Origin of the sequence: Telluria sp. B2 (genome assembly GCF_051789535.1) — a bacterium.
Classification (GTDB): domain Bacteria; phylum Pseudomonadota; class Gammaproteobacteria; order Burkholderiales; family Burkholderiaceae_D; genus Telluria.
Genome location: NZ_CP196525.1, coordinates 4,790,846 through 4,805,296, shown reverse-complemented (window position 1 = coordinate 4,805,296; position 14,451 = coordinate 4,790,846). Strand labels below are relative to the sequence as shown.

The window sequence follows — 14,451 nt, the reverse complement described above, 5'->3', positions numbered from 1 at the left end:
AATAAAAAAAGCCGGGATGCCTGCGCATCTCGGCTTTTCGGATCACGTCGTCGCTACGCTTACTTGCGCATCGCCGGTACGAACTCTTCCATCACCGCCTTGCGCAGCAGCGCGGGCGGCACCAGGCCCTGGGCCAGCACGAAGTCGTTGAACTTCTGGCGGTCGAATTTATCGCGCAGCGCGACTTCGGCGGCCTGGCGGGTTTCCATCAGGCGCTGGTAGCCGTAGAAGTAGGAAGTCGCCTGGCCCGGTGCGCGGAAGGTGTAGCGCTGCATTTCCTGGGTTGCCATGCCTTCGGACAGGCCGACGTCATGCATCAGGAACTGCTTCACGCCGTCCGGGGTGATTTCGCCCAGGTTGACCATCGGGTCAAGGAAGGCGCGCGCAGCGCGCATGGCGCGGGCCTGCAGGGCGAACAGCTGGCCGTCGAGCGGTTCGTAGGGCTGCATTTCCGCTTCCGCGTACAGGGCCCAGCCTTCGACGTTGACGCTGTTGAAGGCGAACACCGCGCGCGCGGTCGAGACGCCGGTCTCGATCATCTTCGCGAACTGCAGCTCGTGGCCCGGGCGTGCCTCGTGCGCCGTGATCGACCAGGTGCCGGCTTCATGCGTGAAGTCGTCGAAGGTCATGGTCTTGCCGGAAGCGTCAGGCGGCATGCCGGTGGTCAGCACGAATTCGCCGTACTCGCCGGTGTTGCCGATCAGGCGCGGCGGGCTCATGTGCGGGGCCGGCTGCTGGGCGTTTTCGGCCGGCGTCGCCAGGCGGATCACGGCCTTGCGCTGGGGCAGGGTGACGATGCGCTGCTCGCGCGCCGCCGATTCGAGCGAGGCCAGGCGCTGGGCATAGATCGGCATGACCTTCTCTAACGGGATCTGGTCCTTCTTGAGCTCGAGCATGACGGCGCGGTAGTCGGCGTTCTTGAAGCCGCGCTCCCTGGCGATCAGGTTGGCCGTGATCTGCATCTGGTTGCGGATCTCGGCGAACGAGGTCAGCGACTTGGCGATCAGCTCCTGCGGGCTGATGTCGACGCCGAACTCGCGCAGGTTGTTGGCGTACACCTCGGCCGGCAGGCGGTGGTCGGTACGCGCGCGCGGCAGCAGTTCGGTCTTCAGGCGCGCGTTATACGCGAGCAGCTGCTTTTCCAGCGTGTCGAAGCTCTTTTCCCATCCCTGCAGGCCGCTCTTGGCCAGCAGTTCGCGCATGCCCTTGAGCAGGGTCGGCGCGTCGTTCAGCGACTGCTCGATCTCGCCCTTGTAGGGGCCGAGCAGGTTCTTGTTCGCCTTCAGGCGTTCCTGCAGGCGCTCGTGCGCCAGCTCGGTGACCGGGCGGTAGCCCTTGGCCAGGCCGGCGTACTTTTCCAGGCGTACCAGCAGGGTCTGCTGGCGCTCCTTCGGGATGCGCGGGTCGAGCGTCGAGCGCATCACGCCGAACATCATGCCGGTCAGGTCGATGAAGGGCATGAAGTACTTGCGGTCCAGCGCCGCGGTGCGGATCTGGTCGTTGGCCTTGTTGATCAGGATTTCCAGGTCCTGCTTGACCTTCGGATCGGTCTCGACCTTGAGGCGCTTCTGGTACTCGGCGATCGCCGCGCGCAGGTCCTTGTTGGTGGCTTCGAACTGGTCGCGCGAGAAGTCGGTGATCTGTTCGTCGTAGCCGTTCACGCCGAGGTTGCTCGCCCTCTCCGGCGAATACTTGGCCAGGACGTTCAGCAGGACTTTGGCGTTCTCGTTGCTCTTGGTGACCCAGGCCGGCTCGGCGGCGAAGACGGGGGCGGCGAGGGCGGTGGCCAGCAGGCCGGCAAGGAGGGTACGGACCAGGGGACGGGTAGGCAGCATTGCATTCCTTTTCTACGTATCGACTCGAATGAGGGCCGCGCCGCGCCTGGGGCGCCACGCGGTCCGGACAGCATTGTTCATGCAACCGCCAGTATGCCCGTTTTTGAACGCGGTGTTGCTCATATGCATGTTCAAAAACATAAGAAATTGCTTTTTTTGCAAATATGTTGCTGTAGTCTATCGAACAACGAAAAACGGACCAGCTCCGTATAATCGGATCGATTACGGTGTGCGGTTCGTGGGCTTTCTTGCCGCGTCTGCCTCCGTGAATCCCGCGTGCCGCCCCCGCGACATGCGCACGTCGCGACGGAGGAACGCTGGACCAATTTCGCCGCAAGAGATGGCTACTAAAATAGTTAGGATGATCAAATGACAAAGAATATCGCCATTGTAGGCGCTGGGTTTTCCGGAGCTGTCATTGCAAACCAGCTCGCACAGGCCGGCCACAAGGTCGAAGTATTTGAATCGCGTCCGCATATCGCGGGCAACTGCCATTCCGAACGTGACGCCGAGACCGGCGTCATGGTGCACATCTACGGACCGCACATCTTCCACACCGATAACGAGCGTGCCTGGGAGTTCGTCAACCGCTACGCCGAGTTCAAGCCTTACGTGAACCGCGTCAAGGCCATCACCGGCAAGCGTGTCTTCACGCTGCCGATCAACCTGCTGACCATCAACCAGTTCTTCGGCAAGACCATGCGTCCGGCCGAGGCCCAGGCCTTCCTGGCCGAGCTGGGCGACAAGTCGATCGAGAATCCGCAAACCTTCGAGGAGCAGGCCCTGCGCTTCGTTGGTCGCGAGCTCTACGAAGCCTTCTTCAAGACCTACACCGTCAAGCAGTGGGGCATGGAGCCGTCGGAACTGCCGGCGAGCATTTTGAAACGCCTGCCGGTGCGCTTCAACTACGACGACAATTACTTCAACCACAAGTACCAGGGCATGCCGGCCGAAGGCTACACCGCGCTGGTCGAGAACATCCTGAAGGTCGACGGCGTCACCGTCCACCTGAACACCCGCTTCGATCCGGACCAGAAGTCGCAGTACGACCATGTGTTCTACAGCGGTCCGATCGACGCCTGGTTCAAGCACGTCGAAGGCCGCCTGCCTTACCGCACCCTCGACTTCGAAATGTTCCGCGACAAGGGCGACTACCAGGGCAACGCCGTCGTCAACTACTGCGATGACGAACAGCCCTACACCCGCATCACCGAGCACAAGCACTTCTCGCCGTGGGAACAGCACGAGGGCACGGTGCTCTACAAGGAATACAGCCGCCAGTGCGGCGAGGACGACATTCCTTACTATCCGATCCGCATGGCGCGCGACAAGCAGCAGCTCGAGCGCTACATCAAGCTGGCGCAGGGCGAAACCAACGTCACCTTCGTCGGCCGCCTGGGCACCTACCGCTACCTGGACATGGACGTCACCATCAACGAGGCGCTGATCACCTCGGACAAATTCCTCGAAACCGCCCGCGGCAACGGGGCGATGCCGGCTTTCGTGATTGATCCGCTGGCCTGATGTTCAGCCGGCCGGCCTAGGAGCGTCTAACGGGTTGGCTGCTGAAAAGGCCGCTGCTTGCCGGGCAGCGGCCTTTTGTCTTTTGTGCTGGGTACGCTGGAGCGCGTTACATATGCCAGCGCATCGGCGAGACGATCTGGATGCCTGTCGCGTAAAACAGGACGAAGAAGGCAAGGCCGACGAGCAGGGCCACGAGCAGGGCCATACCCACCTGCATCGGGAGGCTGACATCCGGCGCTTTGCGGCTGTAGAGCCACGCGATCAGCACCCATTGAAGCAGCGTGAGCGGAAAACTCAAGCGGGTCGTCAGGGCATACCTGACGACGTCCCTGGAATATTCCTGCCCCGCGAACAGGAGCGGATACATCGCCAGGACCGGTTTGTCGAACACCAGCATGAGGAGCCCGGCGCCGATCGGTATCGTGAAAACCGCGATCAGGTAATACAAGGGGCCGGTCAAGGCGGCGACAAGCAACATCGATACGAATGCCTGCTTTTGGGTTGGACTCATGGGGCGTGATCTCGCGGTATCGAAGTTGCCTGGAGCGGACAAGCTTGCGCCTGAGTATGCTACGGTCCTGCCACCTTGGCAATCTCTTAATGTTGCTTAGGCAATATTTCTGTGTCAGCATGAGCGATCACTTTTCCGGGATTTTTCTCATGGCGCACCTCACCCGCATCGTATTGGCCGTGTCGCTTGCCGCGACCGCCGCCATCGCTTCCGCCCAGACTGCCTCGGGTGCCCAGCCCGAGCGTCCGGCGACCACCTTCCCCTACACGCCCGGCCTGGACGTCAACTCGATGGACAAGGGCGCCGACCCCTGCGTCGATTTCTACCAGTATGCCTGCGGCGGCTGGATGAAGAACAACCCGGTCCCGGCCGACCAGGCGCGCTGGTCGGTCTACAGCAAGCTGGCGCAGGACAACCAGCGCTACCTCTGGGGCATCCTCGACGGCCTGGCGAAGCAGCGCGAGGGCAGGAATAGCGCGCAGCAGAAGATCGGCGACTATTTCGGCGCCTGCATGGACGAGGGCGCGATCGCCAAACGCGGCGCGGCGCCCTTGACGCCCTGGTTCGACCGGATCGATGCCATGCAGTCGACCCGCGACCTGCCGCAGGTGCTGGCCGCGCTGCAACTGGCGCTGTCGGACGACGACTTCTTCTTCGGCTTCAGCTCGAACCAGGACTTCGGCGATTCGAGCCGCGTGATCGCGTTTGCCAGCGGCGGCGGCCTGGGCCTGCCGGACCGCGACTATTACGTCAAAACCGACGCGCGCTCGAAGGAGATCCGCGCCAAGTACCAGGCCCACCTGGCCACCATGTTCGGCCTGGCCGGCGAAGCGCCCGAGGTGGCGAAGCGCTCGGCCGCGACCGTGATGCGCATCGAGACCGCGCTGGCCAAGGCCTCGCTGACCCGTGTCGAGAAGCGCGACCCCTATAAACTGTTCCACAAGATGGACCTGAAGGCCCTGCAGAGGATGACGCCGGACTTCGACTGGAAAGCCTACCTGGCCGCGCTCGACCAGCCGGGCGTGACCAGCTTCAACGTCACCGAGCCGGCCTTCTTCAAGGCCTTCAACGGTCAACTGCGCAAGGACAACCTGGCCGCGATCAAGACCTATCTGCGCTGGCATGTGCTGGAGGCGCTGTCGCCGGCGCTGTCGCCGCAGTTCGACGAGCCCCACTTCGCCTTCTTCATGCAGACCCTGCGCGGCGTCGAGCGCCAGCAGCCGCGCTGGAAGCGCTGCGTGCAACTGGTCGACCGCCAGCTGGGCGAAGCGCTGGGCCAGGAATTCGTCGCGCGCGCCTTCTCGCCGGAACTGAAGGCCAAGGCCTTGCACATGACGCGCCAGATCGAGGAAGCGATGGCCAAGGACATCGAGTCGCTCGAGTGGATGAGTGCCGACACCAAGAAGCGCGCGCAAGAGAAGCTCGACGCCATCGTCAACAAGATCGGTTACCCGGACACCTGGCGCGATTATTCAAGCTACGAGGTGCGCGCCGATGACTTCGCCGGCAACGTGGTGCGCGGCAAGGCCTTCGAGAACCGCCGCCAGCTGGCCAAGATCGGCAAGCCCCTCGACCGCGCCGAATGGCTGATGACGCCGCCGACGGTGAACGCCTATTTCAACCCGCAGATGAACGACATCAACTTCCCGGCCGGCGTGCTGCAGCCGCCGCTGTTCGACCCGAAGATGGATGACGCGCCGAACTACGGCAACACCGGCGGCACCATCGGCCACGAACTGACCCACGCCTTCGACGACGAGGGCCGCCAGTTCGACGCCCAGGGCAACCTGAAGGACTGGTGGACCAGGAAGGACGGCAAGGTCTTCGAGGAGCGCGCCGCATGCATCGTCGAGCAATACGGCAAGTACACGGTGGTGGACGACATCAAGATCAACAGCAAGTTGACCCTGGGCGAGGACGTGGCGGACCTCGGTGGCCTGATCCTGGGCTGGATGGCCTGGAAGAACCAGATGGCCCGCATGCCGCAGCAGGCCCAGCCCCTGCGCGACGGCCTCACGCCGGAGCAGCGCTTTTTCGTCGGCTATGCACAATGGGCCTGCGAGAACGACCGCCCGGAAAACCTGCGCGTCTCGGCGGCGACCGATCCTCACTCGCCGGGCAAGTACCGGGTCAACGGCGTGGTCATCAACATGCCGGAATTCGAGAAGGCCTTCAACTGCAAGCCGGGCCAGCCGATGGTGGCGGCGAAGCGTTGCCGGGTGTGGTGATCGGAAACCGGATGCGCGGACGAAACCTTGATCTTGGTCCGCGGCGATACCAGTAGGGTGGGCACTCCGTGCCCACGCATTACGCGCAGTTCCGCAGTCGTTGGCAGTGACGCGTCGCCCGCAAAGTACGCATTGAACGGCAGCCTGGGCTTTGCTCGGCGTAGCGAGCGATATCTCACAGCAGCGAGCAACAGGATGCGCACGTAACGCGTGGGCACGGGGTGCCCACCCTACGGTACCGCGCCGATATCGGAGGTGATAACGGCGCGCGCTATGTCGTCACCGTGGAACGGATGTCCACGGCATCAAGCGACGCAATAAAAAACGCCACCGTGAGGTGGCGCTTTCATTCATGGGCTACTCAGCGCACCAGCTTAGTGCTGGTTGATCTTGCCGCGCCATGCGCCCGTTTCCGAGCCGCGCTTCTCGAGCATTTCCTTGAAGTTCGACAGGTTGCTGCGCGCTTCCATACGCACCGCGCCCAGGGCGTCGCCCAGGGTTTCCAGCACGCCTTCCGGCTGGTAGTCCATCTGCAGGGTGACGCGGGTCACGTTATCCGAGATCTTGTGGAAAGTGACGACACCGCCGTTCGGCACGCCGCTGATGCTGCGCCAGGCGATGCGCTTGTCCGGGATCTGCTCGGTGATCTCCGCATCCCATTCCTTCTCTTCGCCGGCGACATTGGCCTTCCAGTGCAGGCGCTTGTCGTCGAGCTGGCGGATGGAGTGGACGCTCTTCATGAACTGCGGAAAGTCCTCGAACTGCGTGAACTGGTTGTAGGCAGTACGCAGCGGCACGTTCACCTCGATCGATTCGATGATGGAGGAATCCATGTTCGAACCACGGTTTTTCTTCATTTGCTTCGACAGCATCATCCCGCCGACAGCGAGGGCGGCAACAGTAACCACTCGATTAAGCATGTGACTCTCCTTTTGACAGTAAGCCGGCCTGCACGCGGTGACGAAGTTCAGCCCGACCCGAAAACGCGTGCACGGCCTTGCGGCTTGAAAATGGTTGGGTCGTAGTGGGCCACGCGAATGTGTTCGCGTCTTTGTTGTTAAGTTAAGCGAATTCTGGAACAAGGGGCGCGCGCTAGAATTGCGCGCTGATACTGATGAGTTAAATGCAGTTGCAGAAAGATAGATGCGCGAAGAATTTTTTCGTCAAGAAAAAAAGTTGACAGCAGGTCGAGGTGGGAATGCTTAGGCATGAAATAATATTTCATTAAACTTATAAATTTGAAATATTATTTCAGTGCCGGACCGATAATACCGCCCTGACTGGATGGGCATACAGTAGATCCCGGCGGTATAATGGGCGCATGCAGAATCTCCTTCACAACCTCAATCCCGAACAACTTGCGGCCGTGACCCTGCCGCCGCAGAGCGCGCTGATCCTGGCGGGGGCCGGCTCGGGCAAGACCCGCGTGCTGACCACGCGCATCGCCTGGCTGATCCAGACCGGACAGGTCGGCCCGGCCGGCATCATGGCCGTCACGTTCACCAACAAGGCGGCGAAGGAGATGCTGACGCGCCTGTCCGCCATGCTGCCCGTGAACACGCGCGGCATGTGGATCGGCACCTTCCACGGCCTGTGCAACCGCCTGCTGCGCACCCACTACAAGGACGCCGTGCTGCCGCAGTCTTTCCAGATCCTCGATTCGCAGGACCAGCTGTCGATGATCAAGCGCCTGTTGAAAGCGGCGAACGTCGACGACGAGAAGTACCCGGCGAAGAACCTGATGTACTTCATCAACAATGCCAAGGAACAGGGACTGCGCGCCAGCCAGGTCGAGGCCTACGACCCGATCGAGCGCAAGATGGTCGAGCTGTACGAGCTCTACGACCAGCAATGCCAGCGCGAAGGCGTGGTCGACTTCGCCGAGCTGCTGCTGCGCTCGTACGAACTGCTGTCGCGCAATGCGCCGCTGCGCCAGCACTACCAGATGCGCTTCAAGCACGTGCTGGTGGACGAGTTCCAGGATACCAACGACCTGCAATACAACCTGCTGAAACTGCTGGCCGGCCACGGCGAGGGCAGCGGCGGCGCCATCTTCGCCGTCGGCGACGACGACCAGAGCATCTACGCCTTCCGCGGCGCGAACGTCGGCAACATGACCGCCTTCGAGCGCGACTTCCAGGTCCAGAACCTGATCAAGCTCGAGCAGAACTACCGCTCGCACGGCCACATCCTCGACAGCGCCAACTACCTGATCGCCAACAACACCAAGCGTCTCGGCAAGAACCTGCGTACCGATGCGGGGCAGGGCGAGCCGGTGCGCATCTACGAAGCCTCTTCCGACCTGGAAGAAGCCCAGTGGATCATCGAGGAAGCCAAGAGCCTGATGGCCGACGGCATGCCGCGCAGCGAAATCGCCATCCTCTACCGTTCGAACGCGCAAAGCCGCGTCATCGAGCACGCGCTGTTCGCGGCCGGCCTGCCCTATACGGTCTACGGCGGCCTGCGCTACTTCCAGCGCGCCGAGGTCAAGCACGCCATCGCCTATTTGCAGCTGATGGACAATCCGCACAACGACTCCGCCTTCCTGCGCGTGGTGAACTTCCCGACGCGCGGCATCGGCGTGCGCTCGATCGAGCAGTTGCAGATGGCGGCCGATACCTATGGCGTCTCGCTGTACGCGGCCGTTCCCTACATGACCGGCAAGGCCGGCAGCTCGCTCGGCGCCTTCGTCAAGCTGATCGAAGGCGCGCGTTTCGAGACCCAGCAATTGCCGCTGCCGGAAATGGTGCGCGTGGTGCTGGAGCGCAGTGGCCTCTTGACCCATTACGCCAACGAAAAGGAAGGCGCCGACCGCATCGAGAACCTCGAGCAGATGGTCAACGCCGCCACCCAGTTCGTGCAGGAAGAAGGTTTCGGGCAGCAGGCGCCGGCCCACCTCGGCCCGCCCGCGCAGGCCCAGGCCGGCGACGCGATCCTGAACCAGGACGGCCTCGAGATCCTCGACGCCGACGCGCCGCTGCCGTCCGTCATGTCGCCGCTGGCGGCCTTCCTCGCCCACGCGTCGCTGGAAGCCGGCGACGCCCAGGCGCAGGCCGGCCAGGACGCGATGCAGCTGATGACCGTGCACTCGGCCAAAGGCCTGGAATTCGACGCGGTCTTCATCACCGGCCTGGAAGAAGGCCTGTTCCCGCACGAAAGCAGTTCGCGCGAGATGGATGGCGTCGATGAGGAGCGGCGCCTGATGTACGTGGCGATCACGCGCGCGAGGAAGCGCCTTTACATGAGCTTTACCCAGCAGCGCATGCTGCACGGCCAGACCCGCTTCAACATGAAGTCGCGCTTCTTCGACGAACTGCCGGAAGAAGCGCTGAAGTGGCTGTCGCCGCGCGTGCAGAGCCACTGGTTCGCGAATAAAAAGGCAGCGACCGCCTGGGACGACGCGGCCTTCCGCAATGCCGGCAGCGACAACAAGATCGCCCAGCAGATCACCCAGAAGTCGGGCGGCGGCTCGGGCTGGCGTGTCGGCGAAACGGTCGCGCACGCCAAGTTCGGCGAGGGCGTGATCGTGAACATCGAGGGTGGGGCGGGCGCGGCGCGGGCCCAGATCAACTTCGGCCCGTCCGGCATCAAGGTGCTCGACCTGTCGGTGGCCAAGCTGGAGCGCGTGTCGCGTTAAGTGTCTTCGGCGTTCGAGCAGGCCGCCGATGCATCGGCGGCCTGCTCACATCCGTAAAGTCTTACTTCTCGAGATTGACCCGGGCGGCGCCGGCTTCGACCGGCTTGCCGAAGATGCGGCGGTAAGCTGCATACAGGGAACACTGCAGCAGCAGGATGAACAGGAAGATCAGCCACATGATCGCCACGCGCGCCACGTTCGAGCCGCCCAGCAGCAGCGTGAACACGATGCACAGGCCGAACAGGATTGCGAACCAGGCCATCAGGAGCACCACGAACACGCGCGCGCTCTTCCAGACCGCGAAGAAACTGTAGAAGGCCGCCTTGCCTGGCCCCATCTGCTGCCAGTAGACCAGGGGCGCGGCAAACGAGAGCGCGATCAGCACGCTCACGTTCAGCACGAAGATGGCGAAGATCTTGAACATGTCCCAGCCCGTCACCAGCGGCGGGTTCTTCGGGTCGACCGGCTGCGAGAACTGCTGCCAGAAGCCGGTATCGATCGCGAAACGCGCCAGCAGCGTCAACAGCAGCGACACCGCCAGGTAGATCAGCCCGACCTTGCACAGTTGCAGCAGCACCGGCTTGCGGAAGCCCGTCAGCAGGACGGCGGGCGAGACGCGCTCGCCGCTATCGATCATCAGGCAGGCCTTCATGAAGGCCATCGAGAGCGAAGGAATCAGCACCACCGCGAGCATGGCGCCGACCAGGTCGAAAGCGCTGATCAGCAGGCTGACCAGGATGTTCGCAAAGAGCAGGGTGGTTAGCGCGGCGGGTTGTTTGCGGAACAGGCCGGCTCCTTCCTTGAGCCAGGTCCAGCCGGTCATTGCAGGCATGTTGTTCATCGTGTCAAGCGGCCAGGCCCGGCGCCGGGCTGGCAATGCGGTCGCGCAGGATGCGCTCGAAATGGGTCGGATCGTGCGGCGTCAGCATTTCCGCAGCGCGCGGCACGTGCAGGTCGTACAGGCGCGACAGCCAGAAGCGCAGTGCGGCCGCGCGCAGCATTGTTTGCCAGGCGGACACTTCCTCGGCGGTGAACGGCCGCACGGCGCGGTAGGCGTCCACCAGTGCGCGCACACGTGCATCAATCAGTTTGCCGCTGGCGAAGTCGATGCACCAGTCGTTGACAGTCACCGCCAGGTCGAACAGCCAGGTGTCGACGCCGGCGAAATAGAAATCGAAGCAGCCCGTCAGCTTTTCGCCAACGAACATCACGTTGTTGCGGAACAGGTCGGCATGCACGGGCCCGCGCGGCAGGCGCGCATAGGTATCAAGCGCGGCGAACGCTTCCTGGAGCGCAACTTCTTCGCGCAGCAGGCGCGCGTTGTCGGGCGACAGGAAGGGCAGCACGGTCGGCGCCGTCGCCTGCCACCACGCCAGGCCGCGCAGGTTGGGCTGGCTCAGCGGGAAGTCCTGGGCCGCCAGGTGCATGCGCGCCAGCATGGTGCCGACTTCTGCACAGTGCACAGGCTGCGGATCCATCTGCGAGCTGCCGGCCAGCTTGGTGACGATCACGGCCGGCTTGCCCTGCAAGGGCACCACCAGTTCGCCATCGTGGTTGGCGACCGGCGCCGGCACCGGAATGCCGCGCTCGGCCAGGTGGCGCATCAGGCCTATATAGAAGGGCAACTGCTCGAAATCCAGGTTCTCGAAGATGGTGAGCACATACTCGCCTCGTTCGACGGTCAGGAAGAAGTTACTGTTTTCGATGCCGGAGGCAATGCCGTCGAGGGCGAGTGCCTGGCCAAGGGGGAACTGCTTGATCCACTGGGTGAGGTCATCCAGTGTGACCGCGGTGAAAACTGCCATCGTGGGAGCAAGAATGAAAAAGTGGAGCGGCGGGGCGGTTGCCCCGCGGTGGTCGGGTCAGCGCTGGGTGGTCGGCAGCGGCGGCGGCGGCGGCACCTCGGCCGGTGTCGTCATCGGCACGGTTGCCGGCGGGACTTTGCCGGCTGGCTTGCCTGCCGGCGCACCTGCTGCTGCGGCGCCAGCGGTGCCGCGCGAGCCTGCCGCGGCCGCCGGAGCGGCAGAGGCGTCTTCGCCCGCGGCCTGCTTCTTCGGACCGATGTCGAATTCCATCACTTGCCATTGCGGCGCACGGAAGGCGCTGCTCTGGGCATCGCCTGCCTGGGCGTTGCCGGCCGGGTTGTTCGGACGCATGATGTAGTGGCTCTTGCCGCTTTGAACTTCGATCTCCGTGACCGTGCCGTCGTTGGCGCGCTTTTCCTTGATCTGCGTGCCGCGGCGCGGCGGAATATTGGTCGTCGGCACATCGCTGCCCGGTTCGATGCGTTCCGTCGGCGGTTGCTGCTGGGTCGTCGTCGCCGCCTGCTGGGCCCAGGCAAAGCCGGTCAGCAGGGCAAAGGGAAGGACGCTCAGGCGGAGAAATGTGCGCGGCATGATGATCACCTTGTATTGATTAGACCATTGTAACAAACCGACACCGTTCCCTGTGAAAAGTGTGATGTTCCTTCTTTTGCCGGGGGGCGGGCGGGACTGAAGCGACACGATGGAGGCCAGGGCATGACGATGCCGTGAGCACGACAGAGTACATAAATAGCAACAATTCAGCCGTGCTCGCCTATTTTTTTATCAAAGATACAATCTGACGCGTTTATTTTAGATAGTTCTTTGAAAACACTTATGGGGCAAGCAGCACATCCATCGTTACGCGACCATCGCGACGATATCCAGGGCATCCGCGTCATCGGCGCTTTGCTGGTATTTTCATTTCATGTGTTCTTCTCGGGCGTGTCCGGAGGCGTGGACGTCTTTTTCGTTGTCTCCGGTTATTTCATGGCGAAAAATGCGGTCAAGCGCGGAGAGCTGGAAAAGCCCATGCCGCTGTTGTCGTTTTACCGCAACTTCCTGCTGCGCGTGGCGCCCCAGGCAATCGTCGCGCTTTGCGGCATTCTTGTCCTTCTTTTCCTCTTCACTTCGCCCATGGTGTGGTCCACGAATCTGCGGGACATCATGGCCAGCGCCCTGTATCTGGAAAACTGGCGGCTCATCAGCAGAGGGCAGGATTACCTCGCCAGAAGCGAAGCGCTCACCCTGGTCCAGCACTTCTGGGCCGTTTCGCTGATTGGCCAGACTTATTTTGTATGGCCATTCATACTGCGGTTGGGAAAGCTCGTGCGGCCTGTGACCAACAGGGCCCCCGGCGCCGCACTCGGCATGCTGGTTGCCGCACTCTCGGCTGCATCGCTGTGCTGGTCGCTGTATTTCACGCTGACCACTCCCGCCAGCGCCTATTTCGACTTCTTCTCCCGTTTCTGGGAATTTGGTTGCGGCGTGCTACTGGGATTGCAGGGGGCTGTGCGGACGAACGCTGGACGAGGATGGGCGGCGGTGTTGTCCTGGCTTGGGCTGAGCCTCCTGGTAAGCTGCGGGTTCGTTATCGGAACTGAACTTGCCTTTCCTGGCTATGCTTCGCTTTGGCCGGTTGCGGCAGCGGCACTGCTGATTCGTTATGGCCGCGCCAGCGACCCGGCCAATGCCGGCTGGGCGCTGGCGCGGCCGGGCCTGGCGCGTCTTGGCGCTGTGTCCTTTGGCGTTTATCTCTGGCATTGGCCGCTTTTTGTGGTCTACGAAAGCATGAGCGATACGAGCGCGGTGACGTTGCCGGCCGGCTTGACCTTGCTGGCGCTATCGTTCGGCCTCGCCATGCTGTCCAAACGTCTGGTCGATTGGTGGTTCTCCCGCGAACGCATATCGTCGAGCACGAAACTGGTGCCGCTGGCTTGCCTGGCCTTGTTATTGATGATTTCCGTTTCCAGCGAGTATGCGCGTAGGGAAATAGCGGCGATGGGACGCAGTTGGGACCGCGAGAATGCGCGCCTTCCCGGCTTCATCGCACCCGGCCCATTCAGCGTTCGCAGCGACAATCCTTCGGCTTATAAAAGCGGATGCCATCAGACGGGCGCCTCGATCGAAGCCAGGACGTGTTCCTTCGGCAGGCCCGATGCCGGGAAAACCATCGTGCTTGTTGGCGGTTCGCACTCCGTTCAATGGCTTCCGGCCCTCACGAAGCATGCAGAAAAAGAAAATTGGCGCGTCATATCGATGACGAAATCCGGCTGTCTGTTCGCCGATCCCGCCGACGAAGCCCTGTTTCGGACCTTGCCGCCTTCGTGCGCATCCTGGAACAATGCGGCGCTTGAAGAAATCAAAGCAATCCAGCCAGATCTGGTCGTCACCCTTGCCACACGGCGCAGCGAAACCGGGACCAGCCGCACCGAATACATACCGGATGGTTATGTCTCCCGCTTCAAGCAGTTGGGCGCCAGCGGAATTCGCGTTCTTGCCTTGAGAGACAATCCCTGGATGCACAGGGATGTACCAGTCTGCGTCTACTCCCCCATTGTCGAGGACAAGAACAGTTGCGGTGACCTTCGCCGCAACGTACTGAATGATGCCGCTTTCGCCCGGTCACGAGGAAGAATTCCTGCAGGCGTCCACTTGTCCGATTTGACTGAACATTTCTGCGACACCAGCAAGTGCTGGGCGGTCAAGGACGGCGTGGTCATCTATAGAGACAGCAATCACATCACGGCCACTTACGCCGCGCACGTTTCACCTGCGCTCCGGGACGCCGTCAACAGTGCCTTGTAAAGCAGGCTTTGCCGGGGCGTGGGCATTGCGGTGTCGTTTTCGGTGTGTGTGAACATCCGCCCCGGGGGCGCACATGTTGTTCCGGTGGCAAATCGGGGGCCCTCAG

At 62.4% G+C, this 14,451-nt stretch carries 10 protein-coding genes; 4 read left to right on the top strand and 6 right to left on the bottom strand.

The genetic code is table 11. The features are described from left to right. Positions 1–59: 59 nt before the first annotated feature. Positions 60–1,835, bottom strand: a complete 1,776-nt coding sequence (locus ACSUZJ_RS21240; RefSeq protein WP_499411502.1) for a DUF885 domain-containing protein — start codon at positions 1,833–1,835, stop codon at positions 60–62. Between the two features lie 369 nt (positions 1,836–2,204). On the opposite strand from ACSUZJ_RS21240, the gene glf reads away from it, so the two are divergent. After that, the gene (gene glf / locus ACSUZJ_RS21235) at positions 2,205–3,359 is read left to right on the top strand and encodes a UDP-galactopyranose mutase (RefSeq protein WP_499411501.1); all 1,155 of its coding nucleotides are present in this window, start codon (positions 2,205–2,207) and stop codon (positions 3,357–3,359) included. 106 nt (positions 3,360–3,465) lie between these two features. Here the strand turns inward: glf and ACSUZJ_RS21230 are convergent, their stop codons facing one another. After that, complete coding sequence (locus ACSUZJ_RS21230) at positions 3,466–3,870, bottom strand: hypothetical protein (RefSeq protein WP_499411500.1); 405 nt, start codon at positions 3,868–3,870, stop codon at positions 3,466–3,468. A 149-nt stretch (positions 3,871–4,019) separates the two neighbouring features. Here ACSUZJ_RS21230 and ACSUZJ_RS21225 point away from each other — a divergent pair, with 149 nt between their 5' ends. After that, on the top strand, positions 4,020–6,098 hold the full coding sequence (locus ACSUZJ_RS21225) for a M13 family metallopeptidase (protein WP_499411499.1): 2,079 nt from the start codon (positions 4,020–4,022) through the stop codon (positions 6,096–6,098). Between the two features lie 374 nt (positions 6,099–6,472). Here ACSUZJ_RS21225 and ACSUZJ_RS21220 read toward each other — a convergent pair whose 3' ends face one another. Continuing rightward, entirely contained in the window at positions 6,473–7,018 is a 546-nt protein-coding gene (locus ACSUZJ_RS21220) for an SRPBCC family protein (protein WP_499411497.1), read from the bottom strand. A 401-nt stretch (positions 7,019–7,419) separates the two neighbouring features. Between ACSUZJ_RS21220 and ACSUZJ_RS21215 the strand changes: the two genes are divergently transcribed. Then, positions 7,420–9,735 carry a UvrD-helicase domain-containing protein gene (locus ACSUZJ_RS21215; RefSeq protein WP_499411496.1) on the top strand — a complete coding sequence of 772 codons (2,316 nt, stop codon included), beginning with the start codon at positions 7,420–7,422 and terminating at the stop codon, positions 9,733–9,735. Between the two features lie 61 nt (positions 9,736–9,796). On the opposite strand, the gene ACSUZJ_RS21210 is transcribed toward ACSUZJ_RS21215, so the two are convergent. The 3 genes from ACSUZJ_RS21210 to ACSUZJ_RS21200 are packed head-to-tail and all read right to left on the bottom strand — an operon-like array spanning position 9,797 to position 12,131. Beyond that, a complete protein-coding gene (locus tag ACSUZJ_RS21210) occupies positions 9,797–10,567 on the bottom strand; it encodes a BPSS1780 family membrane protein (protein ID WP_499411494.1) in 771 nt (256 codons plus the stop codon). A 13-nt stretch (positions 10,568–10,580) separates the two neighbouring features. After that, positions 10,581–11,540: a homoserine kinase gene (locus ACSUZJ_RS21205; RefSeq protein ID WP_499411492.1), complete on the bottom strand. Its 960-nt coding sequence runs from the start codon at positions 11,538–11,540 to the stop codon at positions 10,581–10,583. Positions 11,541–11,597: 57 nt separating this feature from the next. Then, positions 11,598–12,131 carry a hypothetical protein gene (locus ACSUZJ_RS21200; protein WP_499411490.1) on the bottom strand — a complete coding sequence of 178 codons (534 nt, stop codon included), beginning with the start codon at positions 12,129–12,131 and terminating at the stop codon, positions 11,598–11,600. Between the two features lie 243 nt (positions 12,132–12,374). Here ACSUZJ_RS21200 and ACSUZJ_RS21195 point away from each other — a divergent pair, with 243 nt between their 5' ends. Beyond that, the gene (locus tag ACSUZJ_RS21195; protein ID WP_499411488.1) at positions 12,375–14,345 is read left to right on the top strand and encodes an acyltransferase family protein; all 1,971 of its coding nucleotides are present in this window, start codon (positions 12,375–12,377) and stop codon (positions 14,343–14,345) included. Positions 14,346–14,451 lie beyond the last annotated feature (106 nt).

Excerpts from the sequence above, each read along its gene's own strand:
- ACSUZJ_RS21240 (WP_499411502.1), bottom strand. The coding sequence starts at position 1,835 with ATGCTGCCTACCCGTCCCCTGGTCCGTACCCTCCTTGCCGGCCTGCTG.
- glf (WP_499411501.1), top strand. The coding sequence starts at position 2,205 with ATGACAAAGAATATCGCCATTGTAGGCGCTGGGTTTTCCGGAGCTGTC.
- ACSUZJ_RS21230 (WP_499411500.1), bottom strand. The coding sequence starts at position 3,870 with ATGAGTCCAACCCAAAAGCAGGCATTCGTATCGATGTTGCTTGTCGCC.
- ACSUZJ_RS21225 (WP_499411499.1), top strand. The coding sequence starts at position 4,020 with ATGGCGCACCTCACCCGCATCGTATTGGCCGTGTCGCTTGCCGCGACC.
- ACSUZJ_RS21220 (WP_499411497.1), bottom strand. The coding sequence starts at position 7,018 with ATGCTTAATCGAGTGGTTACTGTTGCCGCCCTCGCTGTCGGCGGGATG.
- ACSUZJ_RS21215 (WP_499411496.1), top strand. The coding sequence starts at position 7,420 with ATGCAGAATCTCCTTCACAACCTCAATCCCGAACAACTTGCGGCCGTG.
- ACSUZJ_RS21210 (WP_499411494.1), bottom strand. The coding sequence starts at position 10,567 with ATGCCTGCAATGACCGGCTGGACCTGGCTCAAGGAAGGAGCCGGCCTG.
- ACSUZJ_RS21205 (WP_499411492.1), bottom strand. The coding sequence starts at position 11,540 with ATGGCAGTTTTCACCGCGGTCACACTGGATGACCTCACCCAGTGGATC.
- ACSUZJ_RS21200 (WP_499411490.1), bottom strand. The coding sequence starts at position 12,131 with ATGCCGCGCACATTTCTCCGCCTGAGCGTCCTTCCCTTTGCCCTGCTG.
- ACSUZJ_RS21195 (WP_499411488.1), top strand. The coding sequence starts at position 12,375 with ATGGGGCAAGCAGCACATCCATCGTTACGCGACCATCGCGACGATATC.